At 61.2% G+C, this 14,356-nt stretch carries 15 protein-coding genes; 7 read left to right on the top strand and 8 right to left on the bottom strand.

All coding sequences use genetic code 11. The features are described 5' to 3' along the window. Positions 1–5: 5 nt before the first annotated feature. The 7 genes from NKG99_RS18725 to NKG99_RS18695 form a co-directional block, all read right to left on the bottom strand. Positions 6–1,508, bottom strand: a complete 1,503-nt coding sequence (locus NKG99_RS18725; protein ID WP_352870168.1) for a TadA family conjugal transfer-associated ATPase — start codon at positions 1,506–1,508, stop codon at positions 6–8. Between the two features lie 29 nt (positions 1,509–1,537). After that, positions 1,538–2,827, bottom strand: a complete 1,290-nt coding sequence (locus NKG99_RS18720) for a CpaE/TadZ family protein (RefSeq protein WP_352870167.1) — start codon at positions 2,825–2,827, stop codon at positions 1,538–1,540. 38 nt (positions 2,828–2,865) lie between these two features. Next, positions 2,866–3,603: a CpaD family pilus assembly protein gene (locus tag NKG99_RS18715; RefSeq protein ID WP_352870166.1), complete on the bottom strand. Its 738-nt coding sequence runs from the start codon at positions 3,601–3,603 to the stop codon at positions 2,866–2,868. A gap of 14 nt (positions 3,604–3,617) precedes the next feature. Beyond that, the gene (locus tag NKG99_RS18710; RefSeq protein ID WP_352870165.1) at positions 3,618–5,138 is read right to left on the bottom strand and encodes a type II and III secretion system protein family protein; all 1,521 of its coding nucleotides are present in this window, start codon (positions 5,136–5,138) and stop codon (positions 3,618–3,620) included. Then, on the bottom strand, positions 5,135–5,947 hold the full coding sequence (gene cpaB / locus NKG99_RS18705; RefSeq protein ID WP_352870164.1) for a Flp pilus assembly protein CpaB: 813 nt from the start codon (positions 5,945–5,947) through the stop codon (positions 5,135–5,137). The genes NKG99_RS18710 and cpaB overlap by 4 nt, the downstream gene beginning before the upstream one ends. 210 nt (positions 5,948–6,157) lie before the next feature. After that, positions 6,158–6,676, bottom strand: coding sequence for an A24 family peptidase (locus NKG99_RS18700; protein ID WP_352870163.1), 519 nt, complete (start codon positions 6,674–6,676; stop codon positions 6,158–6,160). Positions 6,677–6,850: 174 nt separating this feature from the next. After that, positions 6,851–7,027: a Flp family type IVb pilin gene (locus NKG99_RS18695; protein WP_352554696.1), complete on the bottom strand. Its 177-nt coding sequence runs from the start codon at positions 7,025–7,027 to the stop codon at positions 6,851–6,853. Positions 7,028–7,362: 335 nt separating this feature from the next. Here NKG99_RS18695 and NKG99_RS18690 point away from each other — a divergent pair, with 335 nt between their 5' ends. From NKG99_RS18690 to NKG99_RS18680, 3 genes are all read left to right on the top strand, one after another. Then, entirely contained in the window at positions 7,363–7,785 is a 423-nt protein-coding gene (locus NKG99_RS18690) for a pilus assembly protein N-terminal domain-containing protein (RefSeq protein WP_352870162.1), read from the top strand. Between the two features lie 139 nt (positions 7,786–7,924). Continuing rightward, entirely contained in the window at positions 7,925–8,506 is a 582-nt protein-coding gene (locus tag NKG99_RS18685) for a TadE/TadG family type IV pilus assembly protein (protein ID WP_352870161.1), read from the top strand. Between the two features lie 46 nt (positions 8,507–8,552). After that, entirely contained in the window at positions 8,553–9,170 is a 618-nt protein-coding gene (locus NKG99_RS18680; RefSeq protein WP_352870160.1) for a TadE/TadG family type IV pilus assembly protein, read from the top strand. Between the two features lie 99 nt (positions 9,171–9,269). Here NKG99_RS18680 and NKG99_RS18675 read toward each other — a convergent pair whose 3' ends face one another. Continuing rightward, positions 9,270–10,157 (bottom strand): phosphate/phosphite/phosphonate ABC transporter substrate-binding protein, encoded by an 888-nt coding sequence (locus NKG99_RS18675; RefSeq protein ID WP_352870159.1) that lies wholly within the window; start codon positions 10,155–10,157, stop codon positions 9,270–9,272. Positions 10,158–10,397: 240 nt separating this feature from the next. Here NKG99_RS18675 and NKG99_RS18670 point away from each other — a divergent pair, with 240 nt between their 5' ends. From NKG99_RS18670 to rpsT, 4 genes are all read left to right on the top strand, one after another. Next, complete coding sequence (locus NKG99_RS18670) at positions 10,398–11,639, top strand: phosphopentomutase (RefSeq protein WP_352870158.1); 1,242 nt, start codon at positions 10,398–10,400, stop codon at positions 11,637–11,639. Continuing rightward, positions 11,632–12,519: a bifunctional DNA-formamidopyrimidine glycosylase/DNA-(apurinic or apyrimidinic site) lyase gene (gene mutM, locus NKG99_RS18665; RefSeq protein ID WP_352870157.1), complete on the top strand. Its 888-nt coding sequence runs from the start codon at positions 11,632–11,634 to the stop codon at positions 12,517–12,519. Before NKG99_RS18670 ends, mutM begins: the two co-directional genes overlap by 8 nt. Positions 12,520–12,550: 31 nt before the next feature. Then, positions 12,551–13,324 (top strand): enoyl-CoA hydratase, encoded by a 774-nt coding sequence (locus tag NKG99_RS18660; protein ID WP_352870156.1) that lies wholly within the window; start codon positions 12,551–12,553, stop codon positions 13,322–13,324. A 182-nt stretch (positions 13,325–13,506) separates the two neighbouring features. After that, positions 13,507–13,773 (top strand): 30S ribosomal protein S20, encoded by a 267-nt coding sequence (rpsT, locus tag NKG99_RS18655; protein ID WP_013533694.1) that lies wholly within the window; start codon positions 13,507–13,509, stop codon positions 13,771–13,773. The last annotated feature ends 583 nt before the right edge of the window (positions 13,774–14,356 follow it).

Below are 14,356 nucleotides of genomic sequence, written 5' to 3'. Positions count from 1 at the left end.
ATGCGTCAGTCAGCGCGTTTCTCCATCGCCTCGAGTGCTATGGCGAGGCGCTGCTCCTCGCCATAGTAGCGGGCACGGTCCCAGAAATGCGGACGACCGATGCCAGTCGATACATGTTCTCCCAGCAGCCTGCCATTGGCGTCCTCGCCCTTGATGTTGTAGAGGACGATATCCTGCGTAATGATGACGTCGCCCTCCATCCCGATCACCTCGGTGATGTGGGTGATGCGGCGCGATCCGTCGCGCAGACGCGCCGCCTGGATGATCACGTCGATAGAGCCGACGACGATTTCGCGCACTGTCTTCTGCGGCAGCGAATAACCGCCCATGGCGATCATGGATTCGATACGGTTCAGGCATTCGCGCGGGCTGTTCGAGTGGATCGTTCCCATCGAGCCGTCATGGCCGGTATTCATCGCCTGCAGAAGGTCGAACACTTCGGGTCCGCGCACTTCGCCGACGATGATGCGCTCGGGCCGCATGCGCAGGCAGTTCTTGACCAGGTCGCGCATCGTCACTTCACCCTCGCCCTCCAGATTGGGCGGGCGGGTTTCGAGGCGGACGACATGCGGCTGCTGCAATTGCAACTCGGCCGAGTCCTCGCAGGTGATGACGCGCTCCTCGCGGTCGATATAGTTGGTCAGGCAGTTTAGCAGCGTCGTCTTGCCCGAGCCGGTACCGCCCGAGATGACGATGTTGCAGCGAACGCGACTGATGATCTTGAGGACTTCGGCGCCCTGCGGTGAGATCGCGCCGAACTTGACCAGCTGATCGAGCGTCAGCTTGTCCTTCTTGAATTTGCGGATGGTGAGCGTGGCGCCGTCGATGGAGAGCGGCGGCGCGATGACGTTGACGCGGGAGCCGTCGGGAAGGCGGGCATCGCAGATCGGGCTGGACTCGTCGACACGGCGGCCAACCTGGCTGACGATGCGCTGGCAGATATTGAGGAGCTGCTGGTTGTCACGGAAGCGGATGCCGGTCTGTTCGACCTTGCCGTTGACTTCGATGTAGACGTTCTTGGACCCGTTGACCATGATGTCGGCGATGTCGTCGCGTGCGAGCAGCGGCTCGAGCGGCCCATAGCCGAGCACATCGTTGCAGATGTCCTCGAGCAACTCTTCCTGCTCGGCGATCGTCATCGCGAAATTCTTGATCGCGATGATGTCGTTGACGATGTCGCGGATTTCCTCGCGCGCGCTCTCAGGATCGAGCTTGGAAAGCTGCGACAGATCGATCGTGTCGATGAGCGCGGAGAAAACCTGGCTCTTGGTGTCGTAGTAAGTTTCGCTCCTTTCGCGCTGTGCCCGCTTCGGCTCAGGCGCCAATGGCGGCGCCTCGACCGCACGGCGCGCCGGCGGCGCGACAGGTGCGCTTGGCGCGGCCGCGGGCCGGGCCAGAACCGCCGTGTCCGCGGAACTTGCAGCCGGCGGCGCAACAGGCGCCGGTGCTGGCTGGCGAAATTCCGGCGTGAACCGGCTGCCGTCGTCGCTGCCTCTTTTACCAAACATGATCGACTACCGATTCCACTGCTGAAGCATCACTTCTTGTTGCGCGAGAGCTTGCCGAGCAAATTGCCAAGCCCGGCCTTCTTCTTGGCCTTGATTTCGCTGCGCCCGGTCAGCACATGCGCGATTTCGTTGATCATTGCGACAACCGGGTTCTTGGCATCCATTTCGCCGAGCATGCGTCCGTTGTTGGCGGCATTGCCGAACAGCAACGGATCAAACCCGATGACCGACATCGGCGACAGGCCGAGCGGCTCGGCGAAATCGGACGGCGAAATCTCCGGGCGCTTCGGGACGCCGGCCTGGTTGATGATCAGCTTCGGCGGCGGGTCGTTGGGACGAAGCCGCTTCAGCATGTCGACGAGGTTCTTGGTGTTGCGCAGATTGGCCAGTTCCGGCGTCGCCGTGATGACGATCTCATCGGCCTTGATCAGCGTGTTCTTGGTCCAGCCCGTCCAGACATGGGGAACATCGAGAACCAAAAGCGGCACGCTGCGCTGAGCGGTGTCAATGAGCTGCGTGAAGGCCTCGGGATCGAAATCATAAACTCGATCGAGCGTCGAAGGCGCTGCCAGCAGCGACAAATGCTCGGCGCATTGAGTCAGCAGCCGGTCAAGATAGACTTCATCGATACGCTCCGGCGAAAACACCGCCTCGGCGATGCCTTGCGCCGGATCCTGGTCGAAGTTGATGTTGGCCGTGCCGAACGCCAGATCGAGATCGGCGACGACCACTTCGGATTTGAACAGGGTGGACATCGCCCAGGCGACATTGTGGGCAATCGTCGAGGAGCCGACACCACCCTTGGCGCCGACAAAGGCGATCGAGCGGCCGAGCGGCTCGGCTTCCGGATCGATGAAAATCGACGATATCACGCTGACGATGTCGGCCATCGACACCGGTGCGATCACATATTCGGAAATGCCGTTGCGGATGAGTTCGCGGTAGAGACCAACATCATTGTAATGACCGATCACCACCACCTTCGAGGTCGGATCGCAATATTCCGAAAGCTGGGCGAGCTGCTCCAGCAATTGCTTCGGCTCGCTGCGCGATTCCAGCAGGATCAGGTTGGGCGTCGGCGCTGACTGGTAGAATTCAATGGCGGTGGGGACGCCGCCCATATGGACCTTGAGATGCGCCTTCGTCATGCGGCGGTCCTCGCCGGCGCGCTCGACCGGATTGGCCACGCCCTCGGTCTCGCAGAATGCCTGGATCGAGATGCGCGGGATCGGCCGCAATGCCTGCATCGCGGCGATGTCCTGCTGCGAGGTATCGCTGCCGTCCACCGGGGCGTCGTAGGCAAGGTTGCTCATCGTCATGCTCTTTCCCGTGGCCTGTTCAATCCGAGACTGGCGGCTCAGTACGTCACTTCCGAATTGCCGAGGAACTCGTCCGAAATGCCTCTTGCACGATAGACATCGATCACCGCACCACGATTTTCAGCATCGATTGTGGAGGGCTTGCGCGGGCCGAGCAGATCGGCCGGATTGGCCATCTGGGCGGCAAGATTGTTCTGATAGGAGCAGCCGAAATCGGCATAGTGCTTGTTTTCCGAGGTGTCGCCCAGGTCATCGGGCCAGCGTCCGCATTTGTCGGTCTGGGCCTTCACCGAGATAAAGGCGACGCGAACCGGGGCCGAGGCCTCGGCGGAATCAGATTGATAGGACGTCATGACGATCCGGTTGCGCTTGATGCCGCTGGCGACCGCCAGCCTGGCGAAATCGCGCCCGGCAGCGGCCGCGGCGATCTCGTTGGCCGAGCCGATCGGGATTGCGATCGTCAGCGCCGGGGCGGCGCTCTTGTCGTAACCGTCGAGAAAGCCCGAAAGCGTATCGCGCTGATAGCCGGTCATCCCGCGATCGCCGGCGCCCACCGGCAGGTCTATCTTCTGATTCTTCTCCGCGATCACGATCGGATGGTTGGTGCGATAGTCATCCGGGATGGCGCCGACGGTGATGCTGTCGCGATGGGCGCAGCCGGCGAGCAGCGCCACAACCGCAACCGCCACGACCGGAACGGCTCGCCGGCAGACCTGCGAACGGCCAAAGCGCATCGTTGTGGCGATGGTGCTTGCCTTCAATGCTAACTGAGACATGTCCGCTTCCCCGCTTACTTGTAGATGAAGCCGACGACGCCGTGGTAGCGGCCGTTGGGCTTGTCGGTCTGCATGGTGCCGTAGACGCGATTGACGCGGCCGAGGAACATGCCGGCGCCATCGCTGGCGGCGTTGAAATTGTCGTCCGGCTTGGCAAGGTCGTTGCGCGCCACCGGCTTCACCAGATAGGGCGTGATGATGATGACGAGTTCGGTCTCGTTGCGCACGAAGTCCCTGCTGCGGAAAAGCGCGCCGAGCACCGGTATCTTTGTCAGCCCGGGCAAGCCGTTGACGGCTTGCCTGACATCGTCACGAACCAGGCCGGCGATCATCATGGAGCCGCCAGATGGCAATTCCACCGTCGTGTCGGCAAGACGCTTGCGCAGCGAAAGGGCATTCATGCCGATACTCTGATTGTCCGTGGATGCCGACACGGACCCCTCGGTTGTCGGTTCGGAAACCGAGGTTCGGACTTTCAGGCTTATGCGGCCGGGAGACAACACCACCGGTTGGAATTCCAGGCCGATGCCGTACTCGATCTTTTCAACGCTGTAGGTCTTCAGGCCGGTCTGGTTGTCTTGCGATACGTTCGCGGAAACGCCGGTCACCATATTGTATTCACCACCGACCTTGAAGGTCGCCTTCTCACCGGACACGGCGGTCAAGGTCGGCTCAGCCAGGGTCTTCATGACCCCGGACTGCTCCATGGCGTTGATATAGGCCTGCAGCCCCGAGGCGGCGATATTGAAGCCCGCATTCGACAGCGGCTTGCCGAGACCCGTGAAAGGGTCACTGAGCGCGCCGTAGCTGATGCCGTTGCTGCCGCCGCTGCCGACCATATTGACGCCGAGCTGCTTCATCACCGAACGGCTGACTTCGGCGACCGTCACCTTCAGCGTGACCTGATCGTCGCCGATGATCTGGAGCAGGTTGACGATCTTGCTGGTGCGGCGCTCCTGGTCCGGATTGTTGATATCGACACCGCTCTGGGCCGAACCGCCGGCCGCGGTCTGCGAATATTGGCCCGTCGTCGCTTCACCGCCCGAAACGAAGATCGTCGCCAGGTCGACCGCGCGTTTTGCGTCCAGCGGCGTATCGACCGTTCCGGTCAGGACGACGTTGTCATTGAGCAGTTCCACCTTGATGGCCGACGTCGGGAGGAAGCGCCTGATATAATCCTCAAGGCCAGCAACGTCGCGTTCGACAGCCAGATCCAGACTGACGATCTGCTCGCCATTCGGGCCAAAGACAAAGATGTTCGTATCGCCGACCGCCTTGCCGAACAGGTAGATGCGCCTTGCGGTGCGGGTCACCGCATCGGCCACCGCCGGGTTGGCGACGAGAATGTCGTAGGCATCGCTCGGCAGGTCGATGACCACCGACTTGTTAAGACCAAGCTTGACGCGCTGGGTGGCCGTCGATGCCGTGACCTGGGCATTCTTTGCCTCGACAGCGCTGCCTTGCACATTCGTTCCGACGAGCAGCAGGCCGAATGCCGCGGCTGCGATTGCCGGCAGTTTACCACTTAGCCTCATTTCCTTGCCCCTACTTCGGAAACTTCGCCCGACTTGATCAGCCTCACCGTTCCCCTGTGGCCATTGCCGGAAACGAGGTAGTCGGCCTCACCCAGATTCTTTTCCTGCGTATCCGCGACCGCCCTCAGCGCCAGGGTCAAGCGATCGGCCATTTGTTGGGCGACAGTGATGATCTCCGCCTGCTTGGGCGTCAGTTCCAGCGTGGCGGTCTGGCCCACCCTGGTCTTCTTGCCTTCCTCGTCCTCCTGAATGGTCTGGTCGATGGCCAGGACGCGGATGTTCTTGAGGATGGTCTCGGTGTTGAAACCGGCGCCAGCGGCGCTGGCATCGGCTCTGCGGGTCATGATCACATCGACGAAATCGTTCGGAAGAATGAAGCCGCCGGCCGACGTGTCGGCCGAAATAGCCGTGGCGACCGCCCGCATGCCGGAAGGCAGGATCGACGACATGAAGCTTTGCCCCTCGCCGATCAGCTTGGAACGCCGCAGAGGCTCTCCGGCATACATCGCCACACGGGCAAGGGAGCTCTTCAGCTTCTCCAGCGCCTCGGGCTCGGCGGTGCGGGTGATGAAATTCGCATTGACGCCGTCGGCGGGCCAGGATTGCCAGGCGATGTTGTTTTCGATCGGGCTGCCCATCGGAACGTCGCCCGAAAGCACAAGCACATCCTGCAGAGCCACGGCCGGGGCCTGGGGGCCGGAATCGACGACGACCTGGGGCGGCGGTGCCACCATGTTTTTCGCGACATAGCCCGCGCCGCCGGCCGCGGCCACCGCCACGCTCAGAATTATCAATCGCGATGCTGGCATCTGTCCGAACCCTTGCCCTGGCAAACCACGTAGCCAGGCCGGACTTTGCAGCGGCAATCGTCAAAACAAGGTTAATGTAATGCTTACGATCGTGATTAATTTAAGGTTTACATAAATTAGCCGGAATGCGCCCTGATCGGCCAAAATGGCCGGGGCCGGGCCTGTTGAGAACCGGTTGCGGCAATGCTGACAGATAAAATTAAATCGCGGTCAGGCCGCGAGCCTGGTGAGCGCCCATCCCATCAAAGGCGAATCCGGATAGGTCAGCAACCCACCAAGGCCGAGCGCTACGCCGTAGGGAACGCCTTTTGCCTCGTCGGCGAAATGGCGCAGAAACGGATTCTGGCCGGTAACGGCCGCAAGCAGCGACTTCCGGTAGAGGATGATCGCGAGCGTCAGCAGGCCACCGATGATTGTCGAGGCGACAAGATACTCGACGAGACTGACATTGAGACCCATCCACATCGCGGTGGCAGCCAGAAGCTTGGCGTCGCCGCCGCCCATGCCGCCCAGAGCGAACAAGCCGAACGTCACGGCCAGGACTAGGGCGCCGGCGGCGAAATGCCCGCCATAGGCCGCCCATCCCATGCCCGTCAGCGGCGCAACCAGCGCGAAGACGACGACGAGCAGCACCGGCACGCGATTGGCGATCGTCATCGACAGCATGTCGGAGATCGCGGCAAACAGCATGCAGAACGGAAAAACGACGAAGATCAGGGCTTCAAGCATCGGCGCTGTGCCTATTTGTCCGAATTCCACGGGCCCCAATCTAGGCATGTTCGATTAACGATTGATGAGGCCGAGAACGAAAGGACGACGGATGTTGGCAGCGGCATGGAAAAAGGACCGCCATGTGGCGGCCCTTTTCGAGAATGCAATCCAAGCGCTCAACAATATGGCAGATTAGCCGCCGCTGGTATTCAGGGTGGAACCGATAGCGGTGAACTTGCCGTTGAGCGCATTGCCGAGTGCGCCGGCGCCGGTGATGATGGCGAGCGCGATGAGAGCGGCGATCAGACCATATTCGATAGCGGTCGCGCCGGATTCGTCCTTCACAAAACGTGCGATGAGATTAGACATTCGAGAGCTCCTACTCCACGTGTTACAGCACTTCCGTCAACTTCTGTGATGGTTGATCGGATGCTGCCAATCTAGGGAGAAGCTCTTTCGATCGGCTTAATAAACAGCCTTACCGATTCCTTTCCCGGTTCGAATATATTGCGTGGTTAACTTCGGGCTAAAGTGCCGCCGGACCTTCCAATCCCGGGTTTGGCGGGGCTTGCGGCCCCGACCGGATCGCGCCTCGCGGGCGCCCTTGCCGGTCATGGCACCATTGGCAGCACCGCATGCTTAACCGTTGGTTCACCAATCTCGTTCATGTTCCGTTGATCAGTCTGCTTGCGTGGAGCGCCTCAATGGCCCAGCCGAGATCGTCAATCGTGATTGCCGCGCTTCTTGCCGCCACGACCTTCGTCGCGCCAGCCATGGCCGGCCCCGGCATCGAAGTCACGATGAACCAGGCCAAGATCGTCAAACTGTCGCGCCCGGCCGACACCATCGTGGTCGGCAACCCGGCAATCGCCGACGCTTCCGTGCAGGACGCCTCGACGATCGTGCTGACCGGCAAGGGCTTCGGCGTCACCAATCTGGTCGTGCTCGACACCGACGGCAGCCCAATCGTCGACGAGCAGGTTACCGTCGTGCGCCAGGCCGCCTCGTCCGTGCGTATCTATAGGCGTGCCGAAATCCAGACGATGTCCTGCACGCCCTATTGCGAAAGCTCCTACAAGAGTGATGCGGAGAAGTCCTCCGAAGCGGAAATGAGTGTCAGCCATTAGGATGGTGCAGCCGAATGCCGTTCAGGTTATCGGCTGGTTAAGAAGCCAACGCCGACTTTAACGATCATCCAAACCGGACCTCAATCGGTTTGCGCTAGTTGCTCCTTCCGAGACCGCATAGAGATCGGCAGGATCAGACATGAGCAAGGAATTCGGCTGTGCAGGCGAACACAAGGCGAGACGCCCAAGGTTTTTCGCCCGTTTTCTTCGTGACCGCCGCGGCGCCACGGCAATCGAATTCGCGATCCTTTCCGTCCCGTTCGCATTGCTTGTCTTTGCCATTCTGGAAAGCTGCATCTCGTTCGCCGCGCAGGAAGTGATGGCCAACATCACCGACGATGTCGCGCGACGATTGCGCACCGGCCAGTTGAGGGCGGCCGACATCGCTGGAACCAATTTGCGGGACATGATCTGCACAAAACTGCAGATCATCGTTTCCCAGGATTGCAAGGATCAGCTGCAAGTGGATCTTCGCCAATATACGACGTTCGCCGACGCGGCCGCGGCCGGTTTCAAGATCCAGGGCGGCCAAATCATCCTGACGAACGGCACCGCCGAGCCGCCCTTTGCTGTTACGGCGGGTGCGCCGGAATCGAGGAACATGCTGCGGGTCTTTTACAAATGGCCCATCATGACCGACCTTTTGGCCCAGTCGATGGGCGGCAACAAGACGCTGCATTTCGCATCCGTGACCTGGCAGAACGAGCCGTTCGACAACTGAGTTCGAGGCGGATGCACGAGCAGCAAAAAGAAAAAGGGCAACGGGCATGATGCGTGCGGGGGCACATCTCAGGACTACGGGAGTTTGGCGGAAAGCAGGTCGATTCTGGGCCGATCGCCGCGGCATCGCGGCGGTCGAATTCGCCTTGATCATGCCTATTCTGCTGATCATGTATTTCCTGACAATGGAGGCGTCACAGGCCATCGAGACCAGCAAGAAGGTCAGTCGTATCGGCAGCATGGTGGCCGATCTCGTCACCCAGCAGACAAGCGTCCTCAAAGCGGATGTCGACGCCATCATGAAGATCGGCACCGTCACCCTTCAGCCCTACAGCCGCTCGGCCCCGAGCATCACCATAACGGCGATACAGGTCTCGGCCGATGGGACGAAGGCATTGGTGGTATGGTCACGCAAGTTGGTCGCGGGCGTCGCCAGCCCCGGCGCCGCCGCGACCACGGAGACCACCGTTCCAGCATCGCTCAAGGTCGCCAACACCTTCCTCATCCGCGTCGAAAGCACTCTCGGCTACACGCCGGTCATCGCCTGGTCGGCGAGCAACCAGCAGAAGCTCGGATTGACCTCGGCTTTCAGCAACATAACGATGGGCGAAACCTACTATCTGCGCCCTCGCAGAAGCGTGACGGTTACTTGCGGCGACTGTTGAACCGGGACGGCCGGGCAGTTTGCAGAACCGCTCCGGCTCTTAATCCCACGCGATTGCAGGTGAGAACCCGTTACGCAGATTTTCCGTTTTGGAATTGCGCTACTGCTGCTGACCTCTGCCCGAGACGAAGCGCACGATAGAAGCGGCCATCTCGTAATCCTTTGTTGTCACGATGGCGAAGCCGCCGGAATGCTTCGATTCCAGGAGGTCGTAGATATCAGGCGTCGTCGACTTGAGGTTGGTGAGGAACACGGTGAGCCGACGCTTGGCTTCAGGATCAAGATCGCTGCGCACCGCATGAGGACCATATCTCAGCAGGCCCGACGTCCACACGATCCGAAGTGCCATAACCGAAAGCCCTGCCGCTTCAAGCCTGGCCTGCGTGCCCGATGCTTCCGGCTGACCGTCGGCAGCGGCCGTCGCCCAGCCGAACAGGCCATCGGCCCTACCATCGATCAGCATCGTCTCGGCGGCCGCGGCCGAGTCGGCATGGATCAGAAACGGTGCGTCTTCAGCGACCTCGCGGCCTTCCCCGGTCAAAGCCGCAAGTGGCAAGAGGGAACCGCCGACGCTGTCAGAAGGCGCCATGGCGATGCGATGGCTCTCCATCGCAGCTAGGTCGGGCAGCTTGCCGTCCCGCGTCAGCAGAACGGAGCGGATGCCGATCGCACCGTCGGAATCGACCGGAGCCACAAGCGGCTCGATACATTCGCAGCGCTGCGAGGCCGTCGCATAGGCGGTCGCCGAATAGATCGCGTATTCGATGCGGGCATTGGCCTGCGCCTCGATCAGCGCCGCATAGTCGTGGGCAACGACAAACTCGACCTTCATGCCCAGGGCCTTGGTGTAGGCGTCGGTCAACGCAGCCAGCCCGGGAACGGTGTTGCCGGCGCCTGGCTCGGCAACGATGCCGATGCGAAACGTGCCTATGTCATCGCGCCAGTCGGCATGCGCCGGACTGGACCAGACCACGGCCTGCACCAGCATGAGGGCAGCAGAGGCCTTCAGTGCAACGCTCCGAACCGCCGTCTCGTTTCCTCGACCCATACCCATCCGTCGCATCGTTGCGACATGCATTCCTTGTTTGTGCATGTCGTTGCCCAAAACCGCCGCGCACCTTTGGGCGACATCACTGGACTATCGCGCCAAGCCGTTGCCGTTTGGTTTCCGAATTGCCAATGAAGTCGCGGAACCCTATGTCTGGTCGTTCAAACTGGCAACCAACCGATGGCGCGCGCTTTTCTCTTCGTTCTGGACTCTTTCGGCATCGGTGGCGCGACCGACGCCGACCGCTACGGCGATGCCGGCGCCAACACATTCGCGCACATCACCGAGGCCTGTGCCGAAGGCCGCGCGGATCGCGAGGGGCTTCGCGGTGGACCGCTGTTTGTCCCCCACATGGCCTCGCTCGGGCTTGGCAAGGCTGCCGAAACCGCGACGGGACTGGGCTTTGCCAGCAGCGGGGCGGATCTGCTCGCCACGGCCTTCCACGGCGCCGCGCAGGAGATTTCAAGCGGCAAGGACACGCCATCGGGCCATTGGGAAATCGCCGGCCTGCCGGTGCGCCTGGACTGGGGCTATTTCCCGGATACGGTTCCCGCCTTTCCGGCTGAACTGACCGAGGCGATGATCCGCGAAGGCAAGGTGCCGGGCATTCTCGGCAATTGTCATGCATCGGGCACCGAGATCATCGAGCGGTTCGGCGAGGAGCACATCCGCACCGGCAAGCCGATCTGCTACACGTCCGTCGACTCGGTCCTGCAGATCGCCGCGCATGAAGTCCATTTCGGCCTCGATCGGCTTTATGAATTCTGCAAGGTGGTACGCAAGCTGGTCGACCCGCTGAGGATCGGACGGGTTATCGCACGGCCTTTCGTCGGCGAAACCGCCGCCACTTTCGAGCGGACCTACAACCGCCATGACTACGCCGTGCCGCCGCCGGAGCCGACCCTGCTCGACCGGCTGACGGCGCGTGGCAGCCGTGTCATCGCCATCGGCAAGATCGGCGACATCTTCGCTCATCGCGGAATTTCGCAAGTGCGCAAGGCGGCGGGCAACATGGCGATGTTCGACGAGGCGCTGGGCGCGATGGATGATGCCGGCAACGGTGATCTCGTCTTCGCCAATTTCGTCGACTTCGACACCGAATTCGGTCATCGCCGCGATGTTGCAGGCTATGCCGCCGCGCTCGAAGCCTTCGACCGGCGACTGCCGGAGGCATTTGCAAGGCTGCGGCAGGGCGATCTTCTCATCCTGACGGCCGATCACGGCAATGATCCGACCTGGCGCGGTACCGATCATACGCGCGAGCGCATTCCGGTGATCGGCACCGGACCGGGTTTCAAGGGCGGCGACATCGGGCTGAGAACGACATTCGCCGACATCGGTGAAACCGTGGCCGAGCATCTTGGGCTGGCGCACGGCCGCTATGGCACTTCTTTCTATACGGCGATTGGCGGTCATGCCTGAATTGCCGGAGGTCGAAACCGTCCGGCGCGGACTGCAGCCGGTTCTGGAAGGCGCAACCATTGCCCGTGTCGAGGCGCGCCGACCGGATCTGCGCTTTCCATTTCCCGAGAAATTCTCGCAGCGGCTGACCGGCAAGACGATCACGGCACTTGGTCGCCGGGCCAAATATCTGACGATGGACCTGAAAGGCGGTCCCGTGCTGATCTGCCATCTCGGCATGTCGGGCTCATTCCGCATCGAAACGGCGGACGGCAGCGACACGCCTGGCATCTTCCAGCACGACCGTTCGAAGAGTTCCAACCACGACCACGTCGTCTTCCATGTCGTATCTCCGGCGGGCGCCCGATCTCGCGTGATCTTCAATGATCCGCGCCGCTTCGGCTTCATGTTGTTTGCGGAAGGGCCGAACGTTCATCCGATGCTGGCCGGACTGGGCGTTGAGCCAACGGGCAACACGTTGGACGGCGCCCTGCTTGCCTCATTGATGAAAGGGCGGCGATCGCCGCTGAAGGCAGCGCTTCTCGACCAGAGGCTGATCGCCGGGCTCGGCAACATCTATGTGTCGGAGGCGCTGTGGCGCGCCGGCCTGTCGCCGCTGCGCGAGGCGGGCACGATCGCCAAGCCCGGAAAGAAAGCCCAGGCCCAAAGCGAACATCTCGCCGAAGCCATTCGCTCGGTGATATCAGATGCGATCGCGGCAGGCGGGTCCTCACTGCGGGACTATATGCAGACCGATGGGTCCCTGGGCTATTTCCAGTATTCCTTCGCCGCCTACGACCGCGAAGGCGAGGCCTGTTCGAAACCCGGCTGCGGTGGCCACATCGAACGGATCGTGCAGAGCGGCCGATCGACCTTCTATTGCCGGACATGTCAGCGGTGAGTTAGACGAGCGCGAGCGAGGAGAAGCAGTCATGACCTATGAAACGATCATCACCGAGACGCATGGCAAGGTCGGACTGATCAGGCTGAACAGGCCGCAGGCGCTCAACGCGCTGAACTCGCGGATCCTGACCGAAGTGGTCGCGGCCGTGAACGGTTTCGGTGCCGATGCCGGTATCGGCGCCATGGTCATCACCGGTTCCGAAAAGGCTTTCGCCGCCGGCGCCGACATCAAGGAGATGCAGTCGATCTCCTATGCGGACGCCTACGCCCAAGACTTCTTCGTCGGCTGGGAGGAGCTTACGCGGGCGCGAAAGCCTGTTATCGCGGCCGTAGCGGGCTATGCACTCGGCGGCGGCTGCGAGTTGGCGATGATGTGCGATTTCATCATCGCCGCCGACACGGCAAAGTTCGGCCAGCCCGAAATCACGCTCGGCGTCATTCCAGGCATGGGCGGGTCGCAACGGCTGACCCGCTTCGTCGGCAAGGCGAAGGCGATGGACATGTGTCTGACCGGGCGGATGATGGATGCCGCCGAAGCCGAGCGTTCGGGCCTAGTGTCGCGGGTCGTGCCCGCGGGCGACCTTGTCGAGGAGGCGCTGAAGGCGGCCGCCAAGATCGCCAGTTTCTCGCTGCCATCGGTGATGATGGCAAAAGAGGCTGTCAACCGCGCCTTCGAGACGACGCTTGCCGAGGGATTGCGGTTCGAGCGCCGACTGTTTCATTCGCTGTTTGCGCTGGACGATCAGAAGGAAGGCATGGCGGCGTTCGCCGAGAAGCGGAAGCCGAATTTCACCAACCGCTGACGCCAATCCTTCAACTGCGAAGAAGATGGTTGTTGGCCGCCAAAAAGAAGGCCGGGCAGCGTTGACGCGCCGGAAAAGCTGAACTATAAGCCCCACCAACCGAGGCGGCCCCGTGGCTGCCCGTTTGTTTTTTGCGCCCTGCGGCATCCCGCATGCGCCGACCAGATCAGAAGAGAGGCATCATGGCCAATACATCCTCGGCCAAAAAGGCAACGCGCAAGATCGTACGCCGCGCAGCGATCAACAAGAATCGCCGCTCGCGCGTGCGCACCTATATCCGCCAAGTCGAAGAGGCACTTGCCTCCGGTGACAAGGCCGCCGCGCAGGCTGCGTTCAAGATCGCGGAGCCGGAATTGATGCGCGCCGCTACCAAAGGCGTGATCCACAAGAACACGGCGTCCCGCAAGGTGTCGCGACTGGCTCAACGGGTCAAAGTCCTGTCAGCCTGACATTACTTGCCTACACTGACGTTGTTCGAACCCGGCCGTTTGTGCCGGGTTTTTTCGTTTGCCGGCAAGCACTTAAAAAGAATGTCCGGAAACGACGTTCTATGCGGATTTCACCATTGGGAATACTTTGCCGGCATATGCATGCCTGCACTTGATCAGCACGCTTGGAAATGACCGGCTTGCGGATTCTTAGCTACCAGAAATAGTCTTTAATTTTCAGACGTTTACCGGCGGTGATCCACAGCTTGTCCACATCGAGCCGGGGCGATGGGGGACAAGTGGCTGTCAAGTGAATTATTTCAGAATATTTCTCTCAGCGCCCGGTTTTTCATATTCGCCGGAAAAGGGTTTGAATCACAATGGCTTTGTTAAAATGTGCCGTTGCGGTACGCCACCCGAACCCGCCTCCAGTAACCAGATTCCTTAAAAATCCGTTAGACGTGGCCTTGCCCTATCCACAGCGATTTCGGTAATGTCGATCTATCGAAAGGGACGGGCCTCTGGCCCTCAACCAGCCTGACACGGACCAGCTTAAATTGGCGGGATTTGCAACGCGGATCAAGTCTGCGGACGGGTTTGGTTT

It is taken from the genome of Mesorhizobium sp. M1409 (assembly GCF_040317535.1).
GTDB lineage: Bacteria > Pseudomonadota > Alphaproteobacteria > Rhizobiales > Rhizobiaceae > Mesorhizobium.
The sequence above is the reverse complement of the archived record's forward strand: the minus strand, read 5'-3'. Positions and strand labels throughout refer to the sequence as shown.

Excerpts from the sequence above, each read along its gene's own strand:
- NKG99_RS18725 (WP_352870168.1), bottom strand. The coding sequence starts at position 1,508 with ATGTTTGGTAAAAGAGGCAGCGACGACGGCAGCCGGTTCACGCCGGAA.
- NKG99_RS18720 (WP_352870167.1), bottom strand. The coding sequence starts at position 2,827 with ATGACGATGAGCAACCTTGCCTACGACGCCCCGGTGGACGGCAGCGAT.
- NKG99_RS18715 (WP_352870166.1), bottom strand. The coding sequence starts at position 3,603 with ATGTCTCAGTTAGCATTGAAGGCAAGCACCATCGCCACAACGATGCGC.
- NKG99_RS18710 (WP_352870165.1), bottom strand. The coding sequence starts at position 5,138 with ATGAGGCTAAGTGGTAAACTGCCGGCAATCGCAGCCGCGGCATTCGGC.
- cpaB (WP_352870164.1), bottom strand. The coding sequence starts at position 5,947 with ATGCCAGCATCGCGATTGATAATTCTGAGCGTGGCGGTGGCCGCGGCC.
- NKG99_RS18700 (WP_352870163.1), bottom strand. The coding sequence starts at position 6,676 with ATGCTTGAAGCCCTGATCTTCGTCGTTTTTCCGTTCTGCATGCTGTTT.
- NKG99_RS18695 (WP_352554696.1), bottom strand. The coding sequence starts at position 7,027 with ATGTCTAATCTCATCGCACGTTTTGTGAAGGACGAATCCGGCGCGACC.
- NKG99_RS18690 (WP_352870162.1), top strand. The coding sequence starts at position 7,363 with ATGGCCCAGCCGAGATCGTCAATCGTGATTGCCGCGCTTCTTGCCGCC.
- NKG99_RS18685 (WP_352870161.1), top strand. The coding sequence starts at position 7,925 with ATGAGCAAGGAATTCGGCTGTGCAGGCGAACACAAGGCGAGACGCCCA.
- NKG99_RS18680 (WP_352870160.1), top strand. The coding sequence starts at position 8,553 with ATGATGCGTGCGGGGGCACATCTCAGGACTACGGGAGTTTGGCGGAAA.
- NKG99_RS18675 (WP_352870159.1), bottom strand. The coding sequence starts at position 10,157 with ATGCTGGTGCAGGCCGTGGTCTGGTCCAGTCCGGCGCATGCCGACTGG.
- NKG99_RS18670 (WP_352870158.1), top strand. The coding sequence starts at position 10,398 with ATGGCGCGCGCTTTTCTCTTCGTTCTGGACTCTTTCGGCATCGGTGGC.
- mutM (WP_352870157.1), top strand. The coding sequence starts at position 11,632 with ATGCCTGAATTGCCGGAGGTCGAAACCGTCCGGCGCGGACTGCAGCCG.
- NKG99_RS18660 (WP_352870156.1), top strand. The coding sequence starts at position 12,551 with ATGACCTATGAAACGATCATCACCGAGACGCATGGCAAGGTCGGACTG.
- rpsT (WP_013533694.1), top strand. The coding sequence starts at position 13,507 with ATGGCCAATACATCCTCGGCCAAAAAGGCAACGCGCAAGATCGTACGC.